Annotated in this window: 16 protein-coding genes; 10 read left to right on the top strand and 6 right to left on the bottom strand. The window is 73.1% G+C overall.

Translation table 11 applies throughout. The features are described from left to right. Positions 1-332 precede the first annotated feature (332 nt). From rimP to EV562_RS26540, 9 genes are all read left to right on the top strand, one after another. Positions 333-923 carry a ribosome maturation factor RimP gene (gene rimP, locus EV562_RS26580; RefSeq protein WP_133889399.1) on the top strand — a complete coding sequence of 197 codons (591 nt, stop codon included), beginning with the start codon at positions 333-335 and terminating at the stop codon, positions 921-923. A gap of 2 nt (positions 924-925) precedes the next feature. After that, positions 926-1,948 (top strand): transcription termination factor NusA, encoded by a 1,023-nt coding sequence (nusA, locus tag EV562_RS26575; protein ID WP_133889398.1) that lies wholly within the window; start codon positions 926-928, stop codon positions 1,946-1,948. Positions 1,949-2,050: 102 nt separating this feature from the next. Next, a complete protein-coding gene (locus EV562_RS26570) occupies positions 2,051-2,356 on the top strand; it encodes a YlxR family RNase P modulator (protein ID WP_133889397.1) in 306 nt (101 codons plus the stop codon). 161 nt (positions 2,357-2,517) lie between these two features. Next, positions 2,518-5,619, top strand: a complete 3,102-nt coding sequence (gene infB / locus EV562_RS26565) for a translation initiation factor IF-2 (protein WP_133889396.1) — start codon at positions 2,518-2,520, stop codon at positions 5,617-5,619. A 152-nt stretch (positions 5,620-5,771) separates the two neighbouring features. Further along, positions 5,772-6,065 carry a DUF503 domain-containing protein gene (locus tag EV562_RS26560; protein WP_052843289.1) on the top strand — a complete coding sequence of 98 codons (294 nt, stop codon included), beginning with the start codon at positions 5,772-5,774 and terminating at the stop codon, positions 6,063-6,065. Between the two features lie 75 nt (positions 6,066-6,140). Next, positions 6,141-6,605, top strand: coding sequence for a 30S ribosome-binding factor RbfA (gene rbfA / locus EV562_RS26555; RefSeq protein ID WP_104636672.1), 465 nt, complete (start codon positions 6,141-6,143; stop codon positions 6,603-6,605). After that, a complete protein-coding gene (gene truB / locus EV562_RS26550) occupies positions 6,602-7,507 on the top strand; it encodes a tRNA pseudouridine(55) synthase TruB (RefSeq protein ID WP_133889395.1) in 906 nt (301 codons plus the stop codon). Before rbfA ends, truB begins: the two co-directional genes overlap by 4 nt. 256 nt (positions 7,508-7,763) lie before the next feature. After that, on the top strand, positions 7,764-11,732 hold the full coding sequence (locus EV562_RS26545) for a trypsin-like peptidase domain-containing protein (protein WP_133889394.1): 3,969 nt from the start codon (positions 7,764-7,766) through the stop codon (positions 11,730-11,732). A gap of 166 nt (positions 11,733-11,898) precedes the next feature. Then, positions 11,899-12,855 (top strand): bifunctional riboflavin kinase/FAD synthetase, encoded by a 957-nt coding sequence (locus tag EV562_RS26540; protein ID WP_133889393.1) that lies wholly within the window; start codon positions 11,899-11,901, stop codon positions 12,853-12,855. 54 nt (positions 12,856-12,909) lie between these two features. On the opposite strand, the gene EV562_RS26535 is transcribed toward EV562_RS26540, so the two are convergent. From EV562_RS26535 to EV562_RS26510, 6 genes are all read right to left on the bottom strand, one after another. Beyond that, the gene (locus EV562_RS26535; protein WP_133889392.1) at positions 12,910-13,953 is read right to left on the bottom strand and encodes an ABC transporter ATP-binding protein; all 1,044 of its coding nucleotides are present in this window, start codon (positions 13,951-13,953) and stop codon (positions 12,910-12,912) included. Then, positions 13,950-15,149, bottom strand: coding sequence for an ABC transporter ATP-binding protein (locus tag EV562_RS26530; protein WP_133889391.1), 1,200 nt, complete (start codon positions 15,147-15,149; stop codon positions 13,950-13,952). The genes EV562_RS26535 and EV562_RS26530 overlap by 4 nt, the downstream gene beginning before the upstream one ends. Then, a complete protein-coding gene (locus EV562_RS26525; RefSeq protein WP_133889390.1) occupies positions 15,146-16,087 on the bottom strand; it encodes an ABC transporter permease in 942 nt (313 codons plus the stop codon). The genes EV562_RS26530 and EV562_RS26525 overlap by 4 nt, the downstream gene beginning before the upstream one ends. After that, positions 16,084-17,115, bottom strand: a complete 1,032-nt coding sequence (locus tag EV562_RS26520) for an ABC transporter permease (protein ID WP_243860194.1) — start codon at positions 17,113-17,115, stop codon at positions 16,084-16,086. Before EV562_RS26520 ends, EV562_RS26525 begins: the two co-directional genes overlap by 4 nt. Before the next feature lie 25 nt (positions 17,116-17,140). After that, positions 17,141-19,009 carry an ABC transporter substrate-binding protein gene (locus EV562_RS26515; protein WP_133889388.1) on the bottom strand — a complete coding sequence of 623 codons (1,869 nt, stop codon included), beginning with the start codon at positions 19,007-19,009 and terminating at the stop codon, positions 17,141-17,143. Positions 19,010-19,312: 303 nt separating this feature from the next. Beyond that, on the bottom strand, positions 19,313-22,708 hold the full coding sequence (locus EV562_RS26510; protein WP_133889387.1) for an SCO5717 family growth-regulating ATPase: 3,396 nt from the start codon (positions 22,706-22,708) through the stop codon (positions 19,313-19,315). A gap of 453 nt (positions 22,709-23,161) precedes the next feature. Here EV562_RS26510 and EV562_RS26505 point away from each other — a divergent pair, with 453 nt between their 5' ends. Next, entirely contained in the window at positions 23,162-24,730 is a 1,569-nt protein-coding gene (locus tag EV562_RS26505; protein WP_133889597.1) for a PQQ-binding-like beta-propeller repeat protein, read from the top strand. The last annotated feature ends 46 nt before the right edge of the window (positions 24,731-24,776 follow it).

Genomic DNA, 24,776 nt, shown 5'->3' with positions numbered 1-24,776 from the left:
CGACGGCAAAGGCGACAAAGCGGCGAAGCGGCGAAGCGACAAGGGGGCGACAGCAGACAGAGGCAGAGCGGCACGACACGGCAGGACGGCGGGAACCCGTCGCCGCGGCCTGCCGGTGATCACGGTACCCGTGCCCCGCCCGGGCACCACTCATCGGCGCCACCGGACCCGTATCACCCCTGCGGACCCGGATGTCCCCGGGCCGGAACCCCCCGGACCCGGATCGGCACCCCCGGGACCCGGTGGACGGCAACACCCCCTGCGACCGGATACCCTTTGACCAGACACGCGCACCGTCCCACAACAGCACACGCGGCCGAGGAGTCACCCGGATGAGCACCACCCACAGCGAGAGGCTGCGAGAGCTGCTGGAGCCGCTCGTCGCCTCCCAGGGACTGGACCTCGAAGAGCTCGCGGTGGACTCGGTCGGCCGCAGGCGCGTGCTGCGGGTGGTCGTCGACTCCGACACCGGAGCGGACCTGGACCGGATCGCCGATGTGAGCCGCGCGCTCTCGGCGAAGCTCGACGAGAGCGACGCGATGGGCGACGGGGAGTACACCCTCGAGGTCGGCACCCCTGGCGCGGAGCGCTCGCTCACCGAACACCGCCACTACGTGCGCGCCACCGACCGCCTGGTCCGGTTCCAGCTGCAGGAGGGCGGCGAGCTGGTCGCCCGCATCCTGGCCGTGGACGAGGACGGACTCGACCTCGAAGTACCTGGGGTCAAGGGCCGCAAGGCCACCACCCGCAGACTGCCCTTCGGCGACATCGACAAGGCACGCGTGCAGGTCGAGTTCAACCGCAAGGACGCCAAGGACAGCGGCGACAAGCACGACAAGCACGACAAGCACGTCAAGCACGACGTGCACGACGTGCACGACAACGAGAACGACAACGAGACGACGGAAGAGGAGGAGGCGTAGCCGTGGACATCGACATGAGCGCCCTGCGGGGCTTGGTGCGGGAGAAGGAGATCTCCTTCGACCTGCTGGTCGAAGCGATCGAGTCGGCCCTCCTCATCGCCTACCACCGCACCGAGGGAAGCCGCCGGCACGCGCGCGTGGAGCTCGACCGGAACTCCGGGCACGTGACCGTGTGGGCGAAGGAAGACCCCGACGACCTCGACGAGGGCCAGGCGGCCCGCGAGTTCGACGACACCCCGTCCGACTTCGGGCGCATCGCCGCCACCACCGCCAAGCAGGTCATCCTGCAGCGGCTGCGCGACGCCGAGGACGACGCGACGCTGGGCGAGTACGCAGGCCGTGAGGGCGACATCGTCACCGGCGTCGTCCAGCAGGGCCGCGACCCGAAGAACGTGCTGGTCGACATCGGCAAGCTGGAGGCCATCCTGCCGGTGCAGGAGCAGGTGCCCGGCGAGACCTACCCGCACGGCACGCGACTGCGTTCCTACGTCGTGCGCGTGGCCAAGGGCGTGCGCGGTCCGTCCGTGACCCTGTCCCGCACGCACCCCAACCTGGTGAAGAAGCTGTTCGCCCTGGAGGTGCCGGAGATCGCCGACGGATCCGTCGAGATCTCCGCGATCGCCCGCGAGGCCGGCCACCGCACCAAGATCGCCGTACGCTCCACCCGCTCCGGCCTGAACGCCAAGGGCGCCTGCATCGGCCCCATGGGCGGCCGGGTTCGCAACGTGATGGGTGAGCTGAACGGCGAGAAGATCGACATCGTCGACTGGTCGGACGACCCGGCGGAGATGGTGGCGAACGCGCTCTCCCCGGCCCGCGTCTCCAAGGTCGAGGTCGTGGACCTGGCGGCCCGCTCCGCACGCGTGATCGTGCCCGACTACCAGCTGTCGCTGGCCATCGGCAAGGAGGGCCAGAACGCCCGCCTCGCGGCCCGGCTGACCGGCTGGCGGATCGACATCCGCCCGGACACCGAGCAGCCCGACGACCAGCAGCCCGACCGGCCGTCCGGCGGCCGCGGGGAATAGATCCAGGCCGCACGCCGCTGAGATCACGACAGCTTTGTGTGCGGCACGTGTTCGATTCTTGCCCCGAAGGGGTGAGGTCGGTCCGGGGAGGTAGACTTAGGAGTGTCTGGCCGGACACGTACCCGAGCATGCCCCGAGCGCACCTGCGTGGGGTGCCGGGAGCGAGCGGTCAAGAGCGCGCTGCTGCGCACCGTGGCGGTCGAGGGTGATTGCACCCCTGATCCACGCGGTACGCTGCCCGGCCGGGGTGCGTACGTGCACCCCGTGCCGGTCTGTGTCGACCAGGCAGTGCGCCGCAAGGCGTTCCCGCGGGCGCTCCGCGTCCCGGGTCCGCTCGACGTAAAGGCGTTGCGCCACTACGTCGAGCAGGCACAAGGTTGCGACGACGCTGCTGAAAGCAGCACGTGAGCAACATGGTAAGGAAGACATGCCGCGCGGAACCCCGCGCGGCCTGGTACCTCGCGAGTCGAAAGCAGGTCGAGATTGCGATGAGCACTCGATGAGTACGCGATGAGTACGCCCATGAACTAGCGACGGTCCGGACGCAACCCGGACCTCAGAGGAGCGAAGTGGCTAAGGTCCGGGTCTACGAACTCGCCAAGGAGTTCGGCGTCGAGAGCAAGGTCGTCATGGCCAAGCTCCAGGAACTCGGTGAATTCGTCCGTTCGGCGTCTTCGACGATCGAAGCGCCCGTAGTACGCAAGCTGACAGACGCCTTCCAGCAGGGTGGCGGAAACGGCCGGTCCGCCGGTCGCCCCGCGGCCCCGAAGAAGGCTGCCCCCAGGCCGTCGGCGCCTTCCCCGGCGCAGGCGGCCCGCCCGGCTGCGCCCCGTCCGGGCCCCGCGGCTCCGGCGGCTCCGACGGCTCCCAAGCCCGCGGCCGCCGAGCAGCCCGAGGCCCCGTCGGCCCCCGCGCCGGCACCGTCCCAGTCCCAGTCCCAGGGCACGCGCCCGACGCCGGGCCCCAGGCCCGCGCCGCGTCCGGCCCCGGCCGCGCCGGAGTTCACCGCTCCGCCGGCGGCCCCGGCCGCTTCGTCGCAGGCTCCGGCCGGCCCGAAGCCCGGTGGCGCGCGTCCCGGTGCTCCCAAGCCCGGTGGTGCCCGTCCGTCCGGTCCGGGTCAGGAGCGCGGTCAGCAGGGCGGCCAGGGCCGTCCCGGTGGCCAGCGTCCCGGCGCCCCGGGCCAGCGTCCCGGTGGCCGTCCCGGCGGTCCCCGTCCGGGCAACAACCCCTTCACCTCCGGCGGCAACGCCGGCATGGCGCGCCCGCAGGCGCCCCGTCCGCAGGGCGGGCCCCGTCCCGGTGGCCATGGCGGTCCCGGTGCCCCCGGCGCCGGTCCGCGTCCGCAGGGTCCCGGCGGCCAGGGCGGCGGTCCCCGTCCCCAGGCTCCGGGCGGCAACCGTCCGAGCCCGGGCTCGATGCCGCGTCCGCAGGGCGGCGGCGCCGGTCCCCGTCCCGGCGGTGGCCCGCGTCCGAACCCCGGCATGATGCCGCAGCGCCCGGCTGCCGGCCCGCGTCCCGGCCCCGGTGGCGGCGGTCGCGGTCCCGCCGGTGCCGGTCGTCCCGGCGGCGGCGGTCGTCCCGGTGGCGGCGGCTTCGCCGGCCGTCCCGGTGGCGGCGGTGGCGGCGGTCGTCCCGGTGGCGGCGGCGGTTTCGCCGGTCGTCCCGGTGGTGGCGGCGGTTTCGGTGGCGGCGGTGGCCGTCCCGGCTTCGGCGGTCGTCCCGGTGGTCCGGGTGGCCGTGGTGGCACGCAGGGCGCCTTCGGCCGTCCCGGCGGTCCCGCGCGTCGCGGTCGCAAGTCGAAGCGGCAGAGGCGCCAGGAGTACGAGGCCATGCAGGCCCCGTCGGTCGGCGGCGTGATGCTGCCTCGCGGCAACGGCGAGACCATTCGCCTGTCGCGCGGTGCGTCGCTCACCGACTTCGCGGAGAAGATCAACGCCAACCCGGCGTCGCTCGTCGCGGTCATGATGAACCTCGGCGAGATGGTCACCGCGACCCAGTCCGTCTCCGACGAGACGCTCCAGCTCCTCGCCGACGAGATGAACTACACGGTTCAGATCGTCAGCCCGGAGGAGGAGGACCGCGAGCTGCTCGAGTCCTTCGATCTGGAGTTCGGCGAGGACGAGGGCTCCGAGGAGGACCTGGTCGTCCGTCCGCCGGTCGTGACCGTCATGGGTCACGTCGACCACGGTAAGACCCGACTGCTCGACGCCATCCGCAAGACGAACGTGATCGCGGGCGAGGCCGGCGGCATCACGCAGCACATCGGTGCCTACCAGGTCGCGACCGAGGTCAACGAAGAAGAGCGCAAGATCACCTTCATCGACACCCCGGGTCACGAGGCGTTCACCGCCATGCGTGCCCGTGGTGCCCGGTCGACCGACATCGCGATCCTGGTCGTCGCGGCCAACGACGGCGTCATGCCGCAGACGGTCGAGGCGCTCAACCACGCGAAGGCGGCCGACGTGCCGATCGTCGTCGCGGTCAACAAGATCGACGTCGAGGGCGCCGACCCGACCAAGGTGCGCGGTCAGCTGACCGAGTACGGCCTGGTGGCCGAGGAGTACGGCGGCGAGACCATGTTCGTCGACATCTCCGCCAAGCAGGGTCTGCACATCGACTCCCTGCTGGAGGCCGTGGTCCTCACCGCGGACGCCTCGCTCGACCTGCGGGCCAACCCGGTCCAGGACGCGCAGGGCATCTCGATCGAGTCCCGTCTCGACCGCGGCCGCGGTGCCGTGGCTACCGTCCTCGTGCAGCGAGGCACCCTGCGGGTCGGCGACACGATGGTGGTGGGCGACGCCTACGGCCGCGTCCGCGCCATGCTCGACGACAACGGCAACAACGTCGCCGAGGCGGGTCCGTCCACGCCGGTCCAGGTGCTGGGTCTGACCAACGTCCCGGGCGCCGGTGACAACTTCATCGTGGTCGAGGAGGACCGTACGGCCCGCCAGATCGCGGAGAAGCGCGCCGCCCGCGAGCGCAACGCCGCGTTCGCCAAGCGCACGCGCCGCGTGTCGCTGGAGGACCTGGACAAGGTGCTGAAGGCCGGCGAGGTCCAGCAGCTCAACCTGATCATCAAGGGCGACGCGTCCGGATCGGTCGAGGCGCTGGAATCCTCCCTGCTCCAGCTGGACGTCGGCGAAGAGGTCGACATCCGCGTCCTGCACCGCGGCGTCGGTGCGGTCACGGAGTCCGACATCGACCTGGCGATGGGCTCCGACGCCATCGTGATCGGCTTCAACGTGCGCGCCGCCGGGCGTGCCGCGCAGATGGCCGAGCGCGAAGGCGTGGACGTCCGGTACTACTCGGTCATCTACCAGGCGATCGAGGAGATCGAGGCGGCCCTCAAGGGCATGCTCAAGCCGGAGTACGAAGAGGTCGAGCTGGGCACGGCGGAGATCCGCGAGGTCTTCCGCTCCTCCAAGCTGGGCAACATCGCGGGTGTGCTCATCCGCTCCGGCGAGGTCAAGCGCAACACCAAGGCGCGCCTCCTGCGCGATGGCAAGGTCATCGCGGAGAACCTCAACATCGAGGGTCTGCGTCGCTTCAAGGACGACGTCACCGAGATCCGCGAAGGCTTCGAGGGCGGTATCAACCTCGGAAACTTCAACGACATCAAGGTCGACGACGTCATCGCGACGTACGAGATGCGCGAGAAGCCGCGGGTGTAAGCACCGCGACTTCCGGGAGTGACCGGTCCGGGGCCGGTCGGCGGAGCACAATATCCGTCGATCGGCCCCGGCCGTTCGTTGTACGGTTCTGATGCCCCCGCCGGTGGACGGCGGGGCCATCGATCCCGGACCGGCGGGTGAACCGGTTGCACATGTATGTGGGGACGCTGTCCTTCGACCTCCTCCTCGGCGACGTACATTCGCTGAAGGAGAAGCGCTCCGTCGTCCGCCCGATCGTCGCCGAGCTCCAGCGGAAGTACGCGGTGAGCGCGGCGGAGGTGGAGCACATGAACCTCCATCGCCGGGCCGTCGTCGGTCTGGCCGTGGTGTCCGGCGACGCGGGCCACCTCAGCGACGTGCTCGACCGGTGCGAGCGGCTGGTGGCCGGTCGCCCCGAGGTGGAGCTGCTGTCCGTCAGGCGGCGCTTCCACGGCGACGACGACTGACCGGATCGGGCAGAGGACCGGATCAGGCAAGAGAAGCCAGATCAGGCAAGAGAAGAAAGAACGGGAGACGGACCAGTGGCCGACAACGCGCGGGCGAAAAGGCTGGCGGACCTCATCCGAGAGGTGGTGGCCCAGAAGCTGCAGCGCGGGATCAAGGACCCGCGGCTCGGCTCACACGTCACCATCACGGACACCCGGGTCACGGGTGACCTGCGGGAGGCGACCGTCTTCTACACGGTCTACGGGGACGACGAGGAGCGCAAGGCCGCCTCGGCGGGCCTGGAGAGCGCCAAGGGCATCCTGCGCTCCGAGGTCGGCAAGGCGGCGGGCGTGAAGTTCACGCCGACCCTGACCTTCGTCATGGACGCCCTGCCGGACACCGCCCGGAACATCGAGGACCTCCTCGACAAGGCGCGGCAGTCCGACGAGAAGGTGCGCGAGGCGTCCGCGGGCGCCGCGTACGCGGGCGAGGCGGACCCGTACCGCAAGCCGGACGAGGACGAGACCGAGGCCGACGAGACGGACGACACCGCTAAATGACCGAGAAGCACACCACGCCCGACGGCCTTGTCATCGTCGACAAGCCGTCGGGCTTCACTTCGCACGACGTCGTCGCCAAGATGCGGGGCATCGCCCGCACCCGGCGCGTCGGGCACGCCGGCACGCTCGACCCGATGGCGACGGGCGTCCTGGTCCTCGGTGTGGAGCGGGCGACCAAGCTCCTCGGGCACCTCGCCCTCACCGAGAAGGAGTACCTGGGCACCGTCAGGCTCGGGCAGACGACGCTGACCGACGACGCCGAGGGCGAGATCACGGGGTCGCGGGACGCCTCGAAGGTCACCCGGGAAGCGATCGACGCCGGCGTCGCCAAGCTGAGCGGCGACATCATGCAGGTGCCGTCCAAGGTCAGCGCCATCAAGATCAAGGGCGTGCGCTCCTACAAGCGGGCGCGCGAGGGCGAGGACTTCGAGATCCCCGCCCGCCCCGTCACCGTCTCCTCCTTCGCGGTGTACGACGTCCGGGACGCCGTCGCCGACGACGGCACCCCGGTGCTCGACCTCGTGGTCTCGGTGACCTGCTCCTCCGGTACGTACATCCGGGCGCTCGCCCGCGACCTGGGCGCCGACCTCGGCGTCGGCGGGCACCTCACGGCGCTGCGCCGCACCCGGGTCGGTCCGTACAAGCTGGACGGCGCCCGGACGCTGGACCAGCTCCAGCAGGACCTCGCCGTCATGCCCGTCGCGGACGCGGCCGCCGCCGCCTTCCCGCGCTGGGACGTGGACACCAGGAGGGCCCGGCTGCTCACCAACGGTGTACGGCTGGAGATGCCCGAGGAGTACACCGGCGCCGGTGCCGTCGCCGTCTTCGGTCCCGAGGGGCGCCTGCTCGCCCTGGTGGAGGAGCAGAAGGGCAAGGCCAAGAGCCTGGCCGTGTTCGGCTGAGCCGACGCACCGTCACCGTCCGTCCGTGGAGCGGCGATCACGGGGACTGCCACTGTCGCCGCTCCACGGTCCCCCCTCGGTTCCCCCACTCCCTAGGGTGTATCCAACCCACCCCTTCTGTTCACCCGTCCGGGCAGGCGCTCGGAGTGAAGCGGGGGAGTGGAAGGGGGCGCGTTCGCCAGGGGATCTGTCCCGCTGATCATCGCGCGCCTACCGTCGAGCACACGGCACGGGTGTACGGCGGGGAGGTTCGACGATGGCGTCGCGGAACCGGTCCCGGGAGGCGTCGGGCGGCAGGGCGGGGGAGCGGCCGGGAAACGGCTTCCGGGAGGCGCGGGGCGGACCTCCGGCCGTCCGGGGGGCCGACACGGTGGGGAGCGCGGTGCTCGACGCCGCCCTCGTCCGCGTCCACGACCTGGCCGGGCGCCCCCGCGGCACCGGGTTCGTCGCCGACCACCACGGCACGGTGCTCACCAGCCACGAGGCGGTCGACGGCCTGACCCGGCTGGTCCTGAGCACCGCCGGGGACCGCCGCCGCGTCGTGGCAGCCGCCGACGTGACCCCGCTGCCCGAGCTCGGTCTGGCCCTCGTGCGCACCGAGGGCCTCGGAGTCGCCCCGCTGCCCCTCACCACGCGGGAGCGCGTCGAGTCCGGTACCTACGTCCGCATCGCCGCCGGCGGCTGGCGCGAGGCCCGGGTCCTCGGCGTCACCGACGTCACCTACACGGCCACCGACCGCTTCCACGTCCTCGGCGACGCCCTCGAACTGGCCGTCGGCACCTGCGGACGGGACGCCCTGCGGCTGGGCGGCGGCGCGGCGGGCGGACCCGTGCTCGACGTGACGACCGGCGCCGTCGTCGGCGTCCTCGGCACCGCGCTCAGCTCCGGCCACAGCGACGTCGGTTTCGCCGTGGCGCTGCGCCGCGCGGCCCCCGGTCCGCTCGCCGACCTGCTCGCCGAGAACGCGGCGACGGTCCCGGCGTACGGCGCCGACCTCAACCTGGCCGGCGTGCTCGCCCTCACGACGACCACGGTCACGGACGGGGGGCCCGCCGCCGGGACATGCGGCGGTCCGGGCGCCGTGGCACCGGTCGAACGCGCGGGGACGGCCCGCGAGTTCGCCGCCTTCGCCGCGAGCCCCGCCCGGGTGCTGGGTCTGGTCGGCGCGCCGGGCAGCGGCCGTACGACCGAGCTCGCGGCCCTCGCCGCCCGCCGCGCCGGGGGGACGGACGCGGCCCCCACGCTGTGGCTGCGCGGGGCCGATCTACGTGACGACGACATGTCGCTGGCGGACGCGGCCCGCCGGACGCTGGCCAGGGCCGCCCGTCTCGTCGCGGCACCGGACGTCGCCCGCCCCGCCGACCTCGGCGACACCACTCCGGAACGCCTCGCCCACCTGGCCCGCGCCGCCGGCCGGCCCCTCCTGGTCCTCCTCGACGGTCCCGAGGAGATGCCGCCGGTCCTGGCCCACCGCCTGCCCGAGTGGACCGAGGGCACGGCGGCCTGGCTGCGGGAGACCGAGGCCCGGCTCGTGGTGGCCTGCCGTGCGGAGTACTGGGAGCACGCGGGGGCGGAGTTCCCGAGGGAGCTGCTGTACGGGGCGGTCGCGGGGGCGCCGTCTGCGCCTCGGGCCATCGGCATGCCGCCGTCCGGTCGGGAGACCGCGGCGCGGACGTCCGCGCGGGCGAGCGAAGTGCCGCCGCCCCGGGGGTCTCTCGCCAGGAGGGTGCCCACCGGCCTCGGGGGCACCGCGGGTGCCGGGGACGCGGGCTGGCGGGAGGGGTTGTCCGGGGTTGCGGCGGCTGGCGTTGCGCGGGGGCCGGCGGGCTCCGCCCCTGGTCCGGGAGCCGCCGAACCGTTGCCCGCCGGGTTCGGGGGTACCGCGGCCGCCGGCGGAGCGTGGCGGCCGGAAGCGCTGTCCCCGGTGGCCGCCGCGGGCCTCGCGCCGGGGCCGGCGGGCCCCGCCCCCCGACCGGCGGCCCCCCGTCCCCGTTCGACGGCCCCCCGTCCCGGACCGGCGGTCGCCGAACCGGGGCCCGCCGGGTCCGGGGCCACCGCGCGCTCCGGAGGCGCCGGGCTGCCGCCCTGTGTCCGCCTCGGCGACCTGGCCGAGGACGAGGCCCGTGAAGCCCGCGCGCGGTACCGGGTACCGGAAGGTGCCCTGACGGACCCGGACGCGAGGCATCCCCTCACCCTCCGCCTGCTCGCGGAGGTCCACGCCGCCCTCCCCGGCCCTCCGGCCCCCGCGACCGTCACCCGGGACGCGGTGTTCGCCGCGTACCTGGACCTGATGTGCCTGCGCGTCGCGACCCGCCTGGCCGGGGAGAACGGCCTGCACGGCTCCGCCGTGCGCAGGCTCGCCGCGAAGGTCTCCGGGCAGGTCCACGAGGCGGCCCGGCGCAGTCTCGGACCCGGGCAGGGCGGACTGGACCGGGAGTCCTTCGAGGCGCTCTTCCCGTGGGGACCGGCCCCGGCCCGGCTGGGCGGCGGCACCGGCTGGGCGCCGGCCGTGCTCGCCGAGGGGCTCTTCACCCCCGCGGGCAGCGGCTACCGCTTCGCGCACGAGGAGCTGGCCGACTGGATCCAGGGCGTCCACCTCGACCTGGACGGGGCCCTGCGCGCCCTCGTCCACCGCCGGGACACCCCACCCCCGGGCACGCGCACCCTCCCCGTCCCGCACCACCGCGTCGGCTCCGTCGTCGAGGCACTCCTGCTCCTCGCCCGTCAGCACGGCGTCCCGCAACTCGCCCTGACCCTCGAAGAGCTGGTGCACGCCCTCGACCTCGACCCGCACTCCTGGTGGGCCGCCCGGCTGCTCGCCGAGGTGCTGACCCGGGTACCGGACGCGACGCCGTACACCGAGGTGCTGCGGCTGCTCGCCGACGGCATCGCGGAGCGGGGCGGGGAAGGGCACCGCTCACCCCGGGTCTTCGGGCCCGGCTTCTGGACGGCCCTGCGGCTGCCCGGGGCCGTCCGCCTGGACCTGCTGCGCCGCCTCGTCCTCGCCGACGGCCCTCCGCACGAGCCCGGCCCCCGCCACCTCGACACCGTGGCCGGGCTGCTCACCGACGACCCCGCGGCCGTACAACCGCTGCTCGTCCGCTGGTTCGACGACGAGCGGCCGCTGCCCGCCGCCCCGCACGCCACTGTCGCGACGGCCGCGCAGGCGCTGCTGCACACCCACCGCCACCGCGGCCTGGACGGCCTCACCGAGGCGCTCGCCGACAGCGCCCACCGACGCGCCGACGAACTGCTCGCGGTCCTGGCCGAGGAGGAGCCGTCGGCGCTGTGCCGAGCCGTGGAGCGCTGGGCCCGCGACGAGCGTCCGGATCGGCAGGCCGCCGCGGTCACCCACGGTCTGCGCACCGCCCCGCACGCCCGCACCGGCGCCGACCGCGCCCTGCTCCGCCACGCCGCCCTGGTGCTGCTCGCCGGGCCCTCCGGCAGCCCCCTGCGCGGTGGCGCGCTCGCCCTGCTCGTCCAGGACCCGGGCTGCCGCGACCGCCACCTCCCCAGCGCCTTGGACCACTTCGCCGCGGGTGACCCGTACCTCCCGCCGAGCGCGGTGGCCGCCGCCCTGCCGACCCACCCCGGGCCCGTCCTGGAAGCCTTCCGGGTGCGGCTGCCGGGCCCTGACGCCGGTGAGGCGCTGCGCGGGCTCGCCGACGCCACCACACCCGCACTGGCCGGCCGGGTGGCCGCCGTCGTCGGTCGGGCCGTGGCGGAGCGTCCCGAGACCGCCGGGCACCTGGCCGCGTACGTCGACCGCCGTCTGGACCGGGACCCCGACCCCCACGCCGTACTCCTCCCGCTGGTCACCCGTCTCCTGGACGACGGACCCGAGCCCGCGCGGGCCGCGCTCGCCGGCATCCTCGCCGCGGACGGGGCCACGGCCGGCGCTCCGGTTCGCCGCACGCTGCGGGAGCACCTGTTCACCCACGAGCACGAACCCGCCGTCCTGGACGCCCTGCTGCACGCGGCCGTCCGGTGCGACCGAGCGGAGCTGCGCGCCCTCGTCCACCGCACCGGCCGGCTCCTCGTCCGCACTCCGGACGGTGCCACCCGCTTCGACCGGGGCCTCGTCGACCTGGCCCGCCACCTCCCGGGGTTCGCCACCCGCCTGACCGGCTGGCTCCGCCACGCACCCGAGGACTGGGCGGCGCTGGTGGGTCCGAGCACCCGCCGCACGATCGAGCACCTGGCGGGTGTCCGCGTCCCCGCCTGACCCCGGCCCTGGCCCCGGTCCCGACTCCGGGGCTCCCGGCGGCGTGCACCCGGTCACAGCACCGACGCCGATGCGGGCGGGAGCCGTACGGCATGGCACCCTTAGTCCTGCGTAAGGGTCACCACGGAAACCATGGAAACCACGGAAGCACCGAGGAGCGGACACAGTGCAGCGCTGGCGTGGCTTGGAGGACATCCCCGAGGACTGGGGACGCAGCGTCGTCACCATCGGCTCCTACGACGGTGTCCACCGCGGGCACCAGCTGATCATCAGGCACGCCGTGGACCGCGCCCGCGAGCTGGGCGTCCCCGCCGTCGTCGTCACCTTCGACCCGCACCCCAGCGAGGTCGTCCGCCCCGGCAGCCACCCCCCGCTGCTCGCCCCGCACCACCGCCGGGCCGAACTGATGGCCGACCTGGGCGTGGACGCGGTGCTGATCCTCCCCTTCACCAAGGAGTTCTCGAAGCTCTCCCCGGCCGACTTCGTGGTCAAGGTCCTGGTCGACCGGCTGCGCGCCAAGGCCGTCGTCGAGGGCCCCAACTTCCGCTTCGGCCACAAGGCCGCCGGCACCGTGGACTTCCTCGTCGAGCAGGGCAAGGTCTACGACTTCGAGGTCGAGGTCGTCGACCTGTTCGTCACCGGCGAGGCGGGCGGCGGCGAGCCGTTCTCCTCCACCCTGACCCGCCGCCTGGTCGCCGAGGGCGACGTGGCGGGCGCCGCCGAGATCCTGGGCCGCCCGCACCGCGTGGAGGGCGTGGTCGTGCGCGGTGCCCAGCGAGGCCGCGAGATGGGCTTCCCGACGGCCAACGTCGAGACCCTCCCGCACACCGCGATTCCGGCCGACGGCGTCTACGCCGGCTGGCTGCACGCCCAGGGCGAGGCCATGCCGGCCGCGATCTCCGTCGGCACCAACCCGCAGTTCGAGGGGACCGAGCGCACCGTCGAGGCCTACGCCATCGACCGCGTGGACCTCGAGCTGTACGGCCTGCACGTCGCCGTGGACTTCGTGGCCTTCGTCCGCGGGCAGGCGAGGTTCGAGACGCTGGACGCGCTCCTCGTGCAGATGGCCGAGGACGTGGACAGGTGCCGCGAGATCACCGGGGCGGACGCCCCGAGGGCCTAACGGCCACCAGGGCGGACGCCCCGAGGGCCTGACGGCACCGTCCCGTCCTCGGCGTCAGACGGGACGCCCGGCCGTGGGCCGCTCCGCCCGGGCCCAGTGACAGGCGACCTGCGACTCGTCGCCGCCGCGCAGGATCTCCAGCTCCTGGTTCCGGCAGGCGTCCGCGACACCGGCGCGCTCGGCCTCGCCCCCCGCAAGGACCGGGCAGCGGACGTGGAAGCGGCAGCCGCCGGGCACGTACGACGGGTCCGGCGGCTCACCGGTGAGCACGACCGGGGTGCCGGGCGCCTCCGGAAGCACGGACAGCAGCGCCCGGGTGTACGGGTGCCGGGGCGCCGTCAGGACCTGCTCCACCGACCCCGTCTCGACGATCCGGCCGAGGTACATCACCGCGACCCGGTCGGCGATGTTCCAGGCCAGCCCCAGGTCGTGGGTCACCACCAGCGCGGACAGGCCCAGCTCGGCCCGCAGCCGCAGCAGCAGCGCCAGGATCTCGCCGCGCACCGACGCGTCGAGGGAGGCCACCGGCTCGTCGGCGACGAGGAGTTCGGGCCGCAGCACCAGCGCGCCCGCGATGACGACGCGCTGGCGCTGGCCACCGGACAGCTCGTGCGGGTAGCGCAGGAAGAAGCGCTCCGGAGGCCGCAGCCCGGCCCGCGCCAGCGCCTCGGCGACCGCCGTCCGTTCGTCCCCGGCGTGGCCGTGGATGCGCAGGCCCTCGGCGACGATGTCGTACACCGTGTGCCGCGGGTTCAGCGAGCCGCTCGGATCCTGCAGGACCAGCTGCGCCCGCCTGCGGTACGCCTTGAGTGCCCGGGCGGAGTACGCGAGGGGGGCACCGTCGAAGGTGACGCGCCCCCCGCTCGGCCGGACCAGGCCGAGCAGCGAACGGGCGAGGGTCGTCTTGCCGCAGCCCGACTCCCCGACCAGCGCGACGATCTCACCGCGCCCGATGTCGAGGTCGACCCCGTCCACGGCCCGCGCGGCGGCGGCCCCGTGCCGCCCGGGAAAGGTGACGTGCAGCCCCCGGACGCTCAGCAGCGGCGGCGCGGTACCGGCCGTGGGGTGCGACGCGTCGCCTGACGTGGTGCTGCTCATGGGGTGCTGCTCCTCACTCCGTCGTCCTGCGCGGACGGGACACCGCCGGCCGCACCCGTACGGTCCTCGCCGCCCGCACCCGTACGGTCGTCGGCGGTCGCACCCGTACGGTCGTCGGCGGCGACCGGTCCGGCGTCCACGCCGGGCGTTCCGCTGCCGCCCTCCCGGGCGTCACCGCCCTTCCCGCCGTCGCCGTCCGGCTCCCCGCCACCGGCAGCGGCGCCGCCGCCCGGTGTCCCGGAGCCGTCCGCCCCCACGTGCACGCACGCCGCCCGGCGCCCCGCGCCCGCCGTCCGCAACGCCTGGTCCTCGGTGGCGCAGAGGTCCAGGGCGACCGGGCAGCGCGGGTGGAACGCGCACCCGGAGGGTACTGCCGCCGGGTCGGGCGGATCACCGGGCAGTCCGCGCGGCGCGAACCGCGAGGCCGGGTCGCCGATCCTCGGGAACGCCCCGGACAGGGCCCGGCCGTAGGGATGCCGGGCGTCGTCGTAGACCTGCCGGGCCGGGCCCTCCTCGACCACCCGGCCCGCGTACATCACCGCCAGCCGGTCGCAGGTGTCGGCCAGCACGGCCAGGTCGTGACTGATCATGATCAGGCCGACGTCCTGCTCGCCCACCAGACCCTCGATCAGCCGCAGGATCTGCGCCTGGATCATCACGTCGAGCGCGGTGGTCGGCTCGTCGGCGACGATCAGACGCGGGTCGCAGGCCAGCGCCATCGCGATCATCACCCGCTGCCGCTGGCCGCCCGACAGCTCGTGCGGGTAGGCACTCGCCCGGGCGGCCGGCAGCCCCACCTGCTCCAGCAGCTCCCCGGCCCGCTTGCGCGCCCCCGCCGGGGTGGCCCTGCGGTGCAGCAGGATCGGCTCGGCGATCTGGTCACCGATGCGGTGGACGGCGTTCAGGGAGTGCATGGCGCCCTGGAAGACGATCGACGCCCCCGCCCACCGGACCGCCCGCAGCCGGCCCCACTTCATCGTGAGCACGTCCTCGCCGTCCAGCAGGATCTCCCCGCCGACCCGCGCGCCCGGCGGCAGCAGCCGCAGCAGCGACAGTGCCAGCGTGGACTTGCCGCAGCCGGACTCGCCCGCGATGCCGAGCTTCTCGCCCGCCTCCAGCGTCAGGTCGACCCCGCGCACCGCGGCCGCGCCGCCCGGATACGTCACCTCCAGGTCCCGGACCTCCAGCAGACTCAACGGGACACCCCCAGCCTGGGATTGAGAACGGCCTCCACCGCGCGCCCGCACAGCGTGAACGCCAGCGCCACGACCGCGATCCCGACACCCGGCGGCACCAGGTACCACCAGTCGCCGGAACTCACCGAACCCGCCTCCCGCGCGTCCTGCAGCAACCCGCCCCAGGACACCACCGTCGGGTCCCCGAGCCCGAGGAAGGCCAGGGTCGCCTCGGCCAGGATCGCGGAGGAGATGATCAGCGTCGTCTGCGCGAGGATCAGCGGCATGACGTTGGGCAGCACGTGCCGCGACATGATGTGCCAGTGCCCGCCCCCGAGCGCCTTCGCCCGTTCGATGTACGGCCGTGACTCCACCGCCAGCGTCTGCGCCCGCACCAGGCGCGCCGTGGTGGGCCAGGTGGTCACGCCGATCGCGAGCACGATGGTGCCGAGCGACCGGGACAGCACCGTCGCCAGCACGATCGCGAGCACCAGCGTCGGCATCACCAGGAACCAGTCCGTGATCCGCATCATCACCGTGGCGTACCAGCCGCGGAAGTGCCCTGCCGTGATCCCGATCAGCGCCCCGATGAGCACCGACAGCACCGCCGCGAGCAGCCCGACCAGCAGCGAGACGCGCGAGCCCCAGACCAGCAGGCCCAGCAGGCTCCGCCCGAACTGGTCGGTGCCCAGCGGGAACCGGCCGCTCGGACTCTCCAGCGGCTGCCCGGGCGCGTCGGTCACGCTGTCCACGTCCGACCCGACGGTCAGCGGCGCGGTCAGCGCCACGAGCACGAACAGCACCAGCGCGGCCAGCCCGAAGACTCCGGCGCGGTGCTTGCGGTACTCCCTCCAGAAGCGGGCCGCGGACGCGCGGCGCCGCCGCCGGGCGAGAGCACGCGGACTCGGCGCGTTCGCTTTCACGGCGGGCTCGGCGGGCTCGGTGGTCTTGGCGGTCATCGGCCCACCCTCGGATCGAGCATCGGATACAACAGGTCGGCCAGCGTGTTCATCAGGATCACCGCGGCGGCGAACACGAAGAACAACCCCTGCACCAGCGGGAGATCGGGCACACTGAGCGCCTGGTAGAACAGCCCTCCCAGGCCCGGCCAGGAGAAGACCGTCTCGACGAGGATGACCCCCGCCACGGTCCGTCCGAGATTCACGAAGACCAGCGTCACGGTCGGCAGCAGCGCGTTGGGCACGGCGTGCCGGCGCCGTACGAGGTCGTCCCTGAGTCCCTTGGCCCGCGCGGTCGTCAGATAGTCGCCCCCCATCTCGTCCAGCAGCGCCGACCGGGTGACCAGCAGCGTCTGCCCGTACTCCACGGCTACCAGCGTCACCACCGGCAGGACGAGATGGTGCGCCACGTCGAGCACGTGGGCGAAGCCCTGCTCGCGGCCCGACTCCATGCCCCCGGTCGGGAACAGACCCGGGATCGGGTCGACGCCCACCGACAGCACGATGATGAGCAGCAGCCCCAGCCAGAAGGACGGGATGGAGTAAAGGGTCAGCGCCAGACCGGTGTTGAGCCGGTCGCCGAGCCCGCCGTGCCGCCACGCCGAGCGGGTGCCGAGGAAGACACCCAGCGCGGTGTAGAGCACGAAGGCCGTCCCGGTGAGCAGCAGGGTGTTCGGCAGCGCCTCGGTGATCTTGTCCATGACGGGCGCGTGGAACTGGTACGACGTGCCCAGGTCCCCGGTCAGCGCCTTGGCGCAGTAGTCCGTGAACTGCTCCCACAACGGCAGGTCGAGCCCGAACTCCTCCTTGTACGCGGCGAGCTGCTCGGCCGAGACCTGGCGTCCGCCGGTCATGAACTTCACCGGATCACCGGGGATCAGCCGGAAGAGGAAGAAGCTCGTGACGAGGACGGCGAGCAGGGAGACGACCGCGCCCGCCAGCTTGCCCGCCACGTACCGCGGATACCCGCTGCGGGAGCGCCCGCGCGACGGCGTGGGCGGCCGCTTCCCGAGCGCGGCGACGCTCACGGAGTCGGCCGCGGAGCCGGCGACGCTACTCACGGTCGTCCGCCGACGCCCGGCGGCGGACGGCGAAGAGCACTCCGAGACCGGCGAGGACGACGACGCCCGCCGCGATCCCGATCACCGTGCCGGTCGACGACGAACTCCCGGAGGAGTCACCGGAGTCCGCGGGAACCGCCGACCACCAGCTCCAGTAGCCGTCCTGTCCGTAGATGTTGCCCGCGTCGGAGGGCATCGTCGTGATCGACTTGATCTGGTCCGTGCGATAGGCCTCGACCGCGTTCGGGTACGCCATCACGTTCATGTACCCGGTGTCGTACAGCCGGGACTGCATCTGCTTGACGACCTCGGCCCGCTTGCCGGCGTCGTACTCGCCCAACTGCTTCGCGTACAGCTCGTCGTACTTCTTGTCGCAGATGAAGTTGTCCGTGGCCCCGGTGTCCTTCGGCGTCGCAGGGAGCGCCGCGCAGGTGTGGATGGAGAGCACGAAGTCCGGGTCGGGGTTGACGGACCAGCCGTCGAAGGCGAGGTCGTACTTGCCGGCCAGCCACGGATCGGTCACGTTGTCCAGGCAGTCGAGGGTCACCGAGATGCCCAGCTCGCCCCACCACTCCTGGAGGTACTTGCCGACCGCCTTGTCGTTCGGGTCGGTGGCGTGGCACAGCACGCGGTAGTCCAGCGGCTTGCCGTCCTTGCCGAGGCGCTTGCCGTCGGCGTTCGTCCGGTAGCCCGCCTCGTCGAGCAGCTTGGCGGCCCGCTCCGGGTCGTACGCCAGCTCCTGCCCGGACGACGGCTCGAAGAAGTACGAGGAGAAGCGCGGCGGTATGTAGCCGGCCCCCTCGACCGCGTGGCCCTGGAACACCTTGTCGACGATCGCCTTGCGGTCCACCGCCATGAACAACGCGTTGCGCACCCGCTGGTCCAGCAGCGAGGGGTCGCCGTCACCGAACTTCGTGCCGTCCTTCGCCCGCGCGCCCGGGTTGGTGGCCAGGGCGTAGAAGCGGCGGCCGGGGGCGTCGTTGACGCGGATGTTCTCCTCGCCCTTGAGCGAGTCGGCCTGGGCCGGCGTCAGCGAGGGCGACCCGGCGACGAACGACACCTCGCCCTTGCGCAGGGCGGCGACGGCGGCGTCCTGGTCCTTGTAGTACCGGAACACCAGCTCGTCGAACTTCGGTGCGCCGCGCCAGAAGTCCTTGTTGGCCTTCAGCCGCACATAGCTGTCCGGCTTGTAGTCGGTCAGCACGAAGGGGCCGTTGCCGACGACCGGGAAGTCCTTGTCGTTGTTGAACTTCGAGAAGTCGTCGACCTTCTCCCACACGTGCTTGGGCACGATCGGCACGTCCAGCGCGGTCATCGTCGCCTGCGGCTTCTTCAGCCGGATCACCAGCTGGGTCGGGCTGGGCGCGGTGACCTTCGCGAAGTTGCCGACGAAGCTGCCGTTGGCGGTGGCGGCGCCCGGGTCGGTCATCATCGTGTTGAACGTCCACGCCGCGTCCTCGGCGGTGGCCTGCTCGCCGTCCGACCACTTGGAGTCGGAGCGGATCGTGTACGTCCAGGTCAGCTTGTCCGAGGAGGACTTCCACTCGGTGGCGAGCCCGGGTATGACGTGGTTGTCCTTGGCGTCGTAGTTGGTCAGGTACTCGTACGTCAGCCGGTGGATGCTTGTGCTGAGCAGCCGTACCGCGAGGAAGGGGCTGAGCGAGTCCACGCTCTGCGCCACGGCGACGTTGAGCACCTTGTCCCCGCCGTCGTCCCCGCCGTCGTCCTTCGCCGAGGCCGAGGGGGCGATCGCCCCCGAGGCGAGGAGCAGCGCGCCGGCCCCCGCTGCCGCGAGGAGGCGGATTCTCCACGGCCGGTGGGCGGAACGTCGTCCGCTGCCGTGCTGATCGTGTGTGCTCATGACTACCTGACCTCGCGTCATCGCACGCGCAGACGCCGGGGCGCCCTCGCGTGAGGCGGGCTTGAACGGTGGTGAACGCGGAACGACATGTGTGTCTACCAGCGGCAGTCTGCGCGCGTCAACGGTATGTCAAACCCCATGTGGCCTGCGGAAACGGCTACTTGACCGATGTGTGACCCTCATTGGCGCAGACCACTGGCGCCTTGCTGGTGAGAGCGTGACGGCTGGGGCGGACGTTGTCGTTCGCACACGCACAAAGGCCCGCACCGAGGGGACGGTGCGGGCCTTCGGAGGCGGGTCGGGCTACTGCTGGGGCGGGGGAGGCGGCGCCTGCCCGGGCTGCCCGGGCTGTCCCGGCTGGCCTTGTTGCGGCGGGTACCCGTATCCGGGCTGCTGGGCGTGGGGCTGACCGTAACCCGGCTGGGGATACGGCTGCTGCTGTCCGGCTCCGGGTCCCGGCTGCGGCGGGTACGGCTGCCCCGGCTGCGGGGGCATCGGCTGGCCCGGAACCGCTTGGCCCGGCATCGGCGGGCCCGGAACGCCCTGGCCCGGCATCGGCTGCGGCGGCATCGCGTGGCCCGGCATGGGCGGGGCGGCCACCGGCGGCGGGTTGCCGTCGGACGTCCACAGGCCGTGCGACTGCTGGTGACGGACGAAGTCCTCGGCGACCATCGCCGCGAGGTTGAAGTACGCCTCCCGCACCTTCGGCCGCATCATGTCCAGGTCGACCTCGGCGCCGGCGGCCAGATGCTCGTCGAACGGCACCACGACCACACCCCGGCACCGCGTCTGGAAATGCCCCACGATGTCGTCGACCTTGATCATCTTGCCGGTCTCACGGACCCCGGAGATGACCGTGATCGACCGGGAGACGAGGTCGGCGTACCCGTGCGCGGACAGCCAGTCCAGGGTCGTACTGGCGCTGCTCGCACCGTCCACGGACGGCGTCGAGATGATGATGAGCTGGTCGGCGAGGTCCAGCACACCGCGCATGGCGCTGTAGAGGAGACCGGTGCCCGAGTCGGTGAGGATGATCGGGTACTGCTGACCGAGCACGTCGATCGCGCGCCGGTAGTCCTCGTCGTTGAAGGCCGTGGACACGGCCGGGTCGACGTCGTTGGCGATGATCTCCAGACCGGACGAGGCCTGCGAGGTGAACCGCCTGATGTCCATGTACGAGTTGAGGTACGGGATCGCCTGGACGAGGTCACGGATGGTGGCGCCGGTCTCCCGGCGCACCCGGCGGCCGAGCGTACCGGCGTCCGGGTTGGCGTCGATCGCGAGGATCTTGTCCTGCCGCTCGGTGGCGAGCGTGGAGCCGAGCGCGGTGGTGGTGGTCGTCTTGCCGACGCCGCCCTTGAGGCTGATGACGGCGATGCGGTAGCAGGACAGCACCGGCGTGCGGATCAGGTCCAGCTTCCGCTGCCGCTCGGCCTCTTCCTTCTTCCCGCCCAGCTTGAACCGCGAACCGCCGGCCGCGGGACGGCTGCTCCTCGCCTTCTGGCGCTTGTTGTTGAGCAGCCGGTCGGACGACAGCTCCACGGCAGCCGTGTAACCGAGCGGTGCCGCCCCCGGGTTGGTGGGCTGCCGCTGGTCGTGCTGCATGGGCTGAGGCCAGGCGGCACCGAGCCGGGGATCGGCGGGCGGCTCGGGGTGCTGCGGCTGCGGCGGCTGCTGCGTCGGTGGCTGGGGCTGGGGCTGGGGCTGCGGTGCCTGCGGGTGGGGCTGAAGCGGCTGGTGGGCCTGGTGTTGCTCCGGCTGCTGTCCCGGCTGCTGCTGTCCAAGCTGCTGGGGCTGCTGCGCGGGCGGCTGCATCGCCTGGGGCGGCTGCATGGCGTGGGGTGCGTCCGGGGCCTGGCCCGGGTGGCCCGGCTGACCTGCCTGGGCCGGTGGCACCTGCGGTGCCTGCGGCGCCTGGTGCCCCTGCTGTCCAGGCTGGGGCATGCCGGGGTACGGCTGCTGCGGCGGCTGGCCGTACGGCGCCTGCGGGAAGCCGTATCCGCCGGGCTGGGCGGGGGAGTGCTGCTGCGGGTGCGGCTGGGGAGCCGGTGCACCGGGCTGCGGGAAGCCGTAACCGGTCTGCGGGGCCGGGGGAGCGGGCGGTGCGGTCACCTGGTCGGGCGCGGCGGCCGGCTGGTTCCAGGCGGCGGGCGCCGGCTGCGGAGCCTGCGGCTGGAACGAAGGCTGCTGGGCCGGCACGGAGGGCTGCTCCGGAACGGCCGGGGCGGGCTGCGGCTGCACGGGCCACTGCTGGGCCGGCGCGGGTGCGACCGGCGGGTACGACGGAGGCAGCGGCGGCATTCCGCCCGGTGCCGGTGCCGGTGCCGGTGCCGGTGCCGGAGCGGGAGGCGGTGCGTCCTGCGGAACGGCGTCCTGCGGAACGGCGTCCTGAGGCGCGCTGTCGGCCGGTGGTGCGGCGTCGGAGGGCACCGCGTCCTCGGGCTCGCCCGCCGCGGAAACGCTGTCCGCGGGGTCGTCCTTGGCCCCGGCATCGAGGACGGGACCGGGCTCGGCGGCCGGGGCGACCGGCTCCGGCTCGGCGTCCTGGGCGGGCACATCGGGGCGGAAGTCGTCCACGTCGCCGTCCCCGGCGTCGGACGCCTCGTCGGGGGCCTCGCCGGAGACCTTCTCGGAAACGGCGTCGGAGTCGGCGTCGGCGCCGGCGTCGCCGTCCGAGGCTCCTGCAGCGGTGTCTTCGGTACCGTCGGCGCGCCCGGTCTCCGCGACGTCGTCCGTGACCGCGGGGGAGCTGTCCGGGGTCTCCCCGGAAGCGTCTTCCGCCGCGGCCCGTTCGGCGATCGCGCGCTTCAGGGCGACCGCGGAGAAGCGCATGGTGGCACCGCTGTCCAGATCCCCGCTGCCGAGGTCGTCGACGCCGAACTCCGGCTCGGCCGCCGCCTCGGGCGTGACGGCAGGCTCCGGCTCGGCGACCGGTTCGGGCTGGACGGCAGGTTCGGGCTTCTCGGCGGGCGGCGGCGTGGGGGCCTGGAGCTGGAATCCACCGGCCGGAAACGCCGGCAGGGCCGTGGGAGACGCGGGATCCGCGCCCGGAGCCCGGTCGGCCGGAGCCCGGTCGGCCGGGGCCTGCGACTCCGGCTCCGGCACCTGCGCTGCCGGCCCGTCCTCGGGCTCCGGCACCGGCGACTGCCGGGGCACCGGCTGAGGCTGCGGCTCGAACCCGCTCCCCACCGGCAGCCTGGGCACCCCGGTCGGTCCTGCGCTCGGCGGCGCGGGGGGCGTGAACGGCGCGCCCGGCCCCGGCGGCGGAGGCGGCGTGAAGGCGGCACCCGGAGCGGGCGCCGGAGGCGGCGGCGTGAACGGCGCACCAGGAGCGGGAGCTGGAACGGACGAAGACCCGTTGGGCGTCGCGTGCGGCGGCGGAGTCAGCCCCGGCAAGGGCGGAACCGGACCACGCGGAGTAGACGGACCGGAAGGTCCCGAAGGTCCGGAAGAAGAGGACGAACCGGAGGAAGGCTCTGAAGACGGCTCGGGAGAGGACCCGGAAGAGGACCCGGAAGGGGTCCCGGACTCCTCGCTCTCCTCCTGCCCACCGTCACCGGACGCGTTCTGCGTGTACCAGGCGGGCGGCGCGTAGTCGATGGTGAACTCACCGGTCGTCTCGATGGAGGACTCCGCGTCGGGCTGGTCATCGCCGGGTGTAGCCCAGCCCCCGCGCGTCCCGTCCCGATCGCTGCTCACAGTTCCTCCTGGTGTGGTCGAGCACCCTCAAGCCGTGCTGGGGCGACCCTTGCTTGTCTTTCGGAATGGTCCGAGGTCGTCCGATCCACCGGTCCTCCCCCTGGGACGCCGACGCCCGCTCACGGGTTCTGGTGTCGCGCCCGACACCAGCCTAATCATCACGAGCCCCGCCCCGGCAGCCCCTGCCCTCCCCCGGAAGTCCCGCCCGTCGCACCGCAGGCGTCCGGGAAGCATCACGTCGCTTCATCTGCCCACCCTCGTACGGAGGATGACTCCGCCCGTCACCACCCGGTTCCATCGAGTGATCACGAGCCCGGCATAGTTGGTGGCGATCTCCGTCGTCCCGTTGCCGGAATTCCCCCCGAAACCACCGGAATTCCCAGAGAACCGGAACCACCGGAATTCCCAGAGAAGAGGAAGAGGCCCCGAGTGAGCTTCGGCCCGCCCCCGTCCATGCCCTCAGGGCCCCCGACCGCCGCTGATTCCGCCGAGAGCCGGCCCGGCCCGCGCGGCCCCGGCGGCAGCGGGAACGGCGGCGCGGGGCGAACAGGCCCCCGCAAGCTGCTGATCGTGCTGCTCGCGGTGGTCCTGGCCGGGGCGCTCGGCACCGGCGGCTGGCTGCTGTGGGGGCGCGACGGCGGGGCCTCCGACACCCCGGGCAAGTCCCGGGATCCGATCGCGCAGGGCCCGCTCGACGTCCGCGAGACGGTCGAGAAGCCGCCCGCGAGCACCAACGGCCAGATGGCGTTCCGCTTCTCGGTGGACGACATGAAGACCGGGGAGCACGTGGAGATGCCCGGGATGTGGGCCACGGACCGCATCCTCGCCAAGGGCATCAACAAGACCCTCGTCGGTCTGGCCATCGGCACCGACGCCGCGCCGGGCGACGAGAAGTGGCGGCTCGAACTCGACGGCCCGATCTGCGGCTACACACGCCACGTCACCGGCGACCACCGCACCGCCGTCCTCTTCCGGGCCAACGACTGGGCGGAGGAGGCCCTCTGCAACCAGGTCGCCCTCGTCGACCTCGACGACGGCCGCCTGGTCTGGGAAGCCAAGTTCCCCGTCTCCGCGGCCGGGCGGGAGTCCGGCGACGTGGCGGGCACCGACAAGGACCGGCCCGGCGTCGCCCTCGCGCACGGCACGGTCGCCGTCACCTGGGGCGGTGGCACCGTCGGGTACGACATGAAGAAGGGCGCCACCCGCTGGACCACGACGACCACCGCGCCCTGCCAGGACATGGGCGTCGCCGGCGGCCGCGGCCTGATCGTCCGGGAGGAGTGCTGGAGCGGCGACGAGAGCCTTCCCGCGGGCTCCCCGCAGAACGGCACGTACAAACTGCGCAAGCTGGACCCGGCGACGGGTGAGGCCCGGTGGACGTACTCCGCGGCCAAGGGCGTCCGCACCCTCGACGTGCCCTCGGTCGATCCGGCGGTCATCGCCGTGTCCGCCGGTGACACCGTGGTCACCGACCTCATCTCCCTCGACGACCGGGGCCGCAACCGCGCCACCATCAGTCTGCGCAACGGCGCCTACGCAGCCGAGTGCTCCCTCACCGACTACCTCCTGATCGACGACTGCCCGACCATCGCCGTCGGAAAGGACGAGGTCTTCATCCGCAGCAAGGACCAGCTCGAGAAGCAGACCTCCAACTGGATCATCGGCTTCGACCTCGCCACCGGGAACACCACCAAGAAGTTCGACTCCGGCCCCGGGGCGCTGCTCCACCCGGTGCGCATGAGCGGCGACCAGCTCCTCGCCCTGCGGCTGAGCAACGACGACATCGCACCGAACGCACTGGTCGCCGTGGATCCGGCGACGGACGAGGAGGTGCCGTACCTCTACTTCGGCCTGCCGAGCGAGGCGCAGATGATGACGGGGACGAACGAGAACGACATCGTGGTCCAGAACGGCCGCCTCTTCTTCGGCGTCAAGGCCGCGAACGGCCCGGCCGAACCCAAGACCAAGCAGTGGAGCTACCTCGTACTGGGCATCGGCGGCAGCGCATCGAAGAAGCCCTGACGGACCGGACCGGGCGGACGGGGTGGGACACCTGGTGATCAGTCCG

It is taken from the genome of Streptomyces sp. BK208 (assembly GCF_004364245.1).
Taxonomy (GTDB): domain Bacteria; phylum Actinomycetota; class Actinomycetes; order Streptomycetales; family Streptomycetaceae; genus Streptomyces.
The sequence above is the reverse complement of the archived record's forward strand: the minus strand, read 5'-3'. Positions and strand labels throughout refer to the sequence as shown.

Coding starts and splice junctions, on each gene's coding strand:
- rimP (WP_133889399.1), top strand. CDS start 333: ATGAGCACCACCCACAGCGAGAGGCTGCGAGAGCTGCTGGAGCCGCTC.
- EV562_RS26560 (WP_052843289.1), top strand. CDS start 5,772: ATGTATGTGGGGACGCTGTCCTTCGACCTCCTCCTCGGCGACGTACAT.
- truB (WP_133889395.1), top strand. CDS start 6,602: ATGACCGAGAAGCACACCACGCCCGACGGCCTTGTCATCGTCGACAAG.
- EV562_RS26545 (WP_133889394.1), top strand. CDS start 7,764: ATGGCGTCGCGGAACCGGTCCCGGGAGGCGTCGGGCGGCAGGGCGGGG.
- EV562_RS26535 (WP_133889392.1), bottom strand. CDS start 13,953: ATGAGCAGCACCACGTCAGGCGACGCGTCGCACCCCACGGCCGGTACC.
- EV562_RS26525 (WP_133889390.1), bottom strand. CDS start 16,087: ATGACCGCCAAGACCACCGAGCCCGCCGAGCCCGCCGTGAAAGCGAAC.
- EV562_RS26515 (WP_133889388.1), bottom strand. CDS start 19,009: ATGAGCACACACGATCAGCACGGCAGCGGACGACGTTCCGCCCACCGG.
- EV562_RS26505 (WP_133889597.1), top strand. CDS start 23,162: ATGCCCTCAGGGCCCCCGACCGCCGCTGATTCCGCCGAGAGCCGGCCC.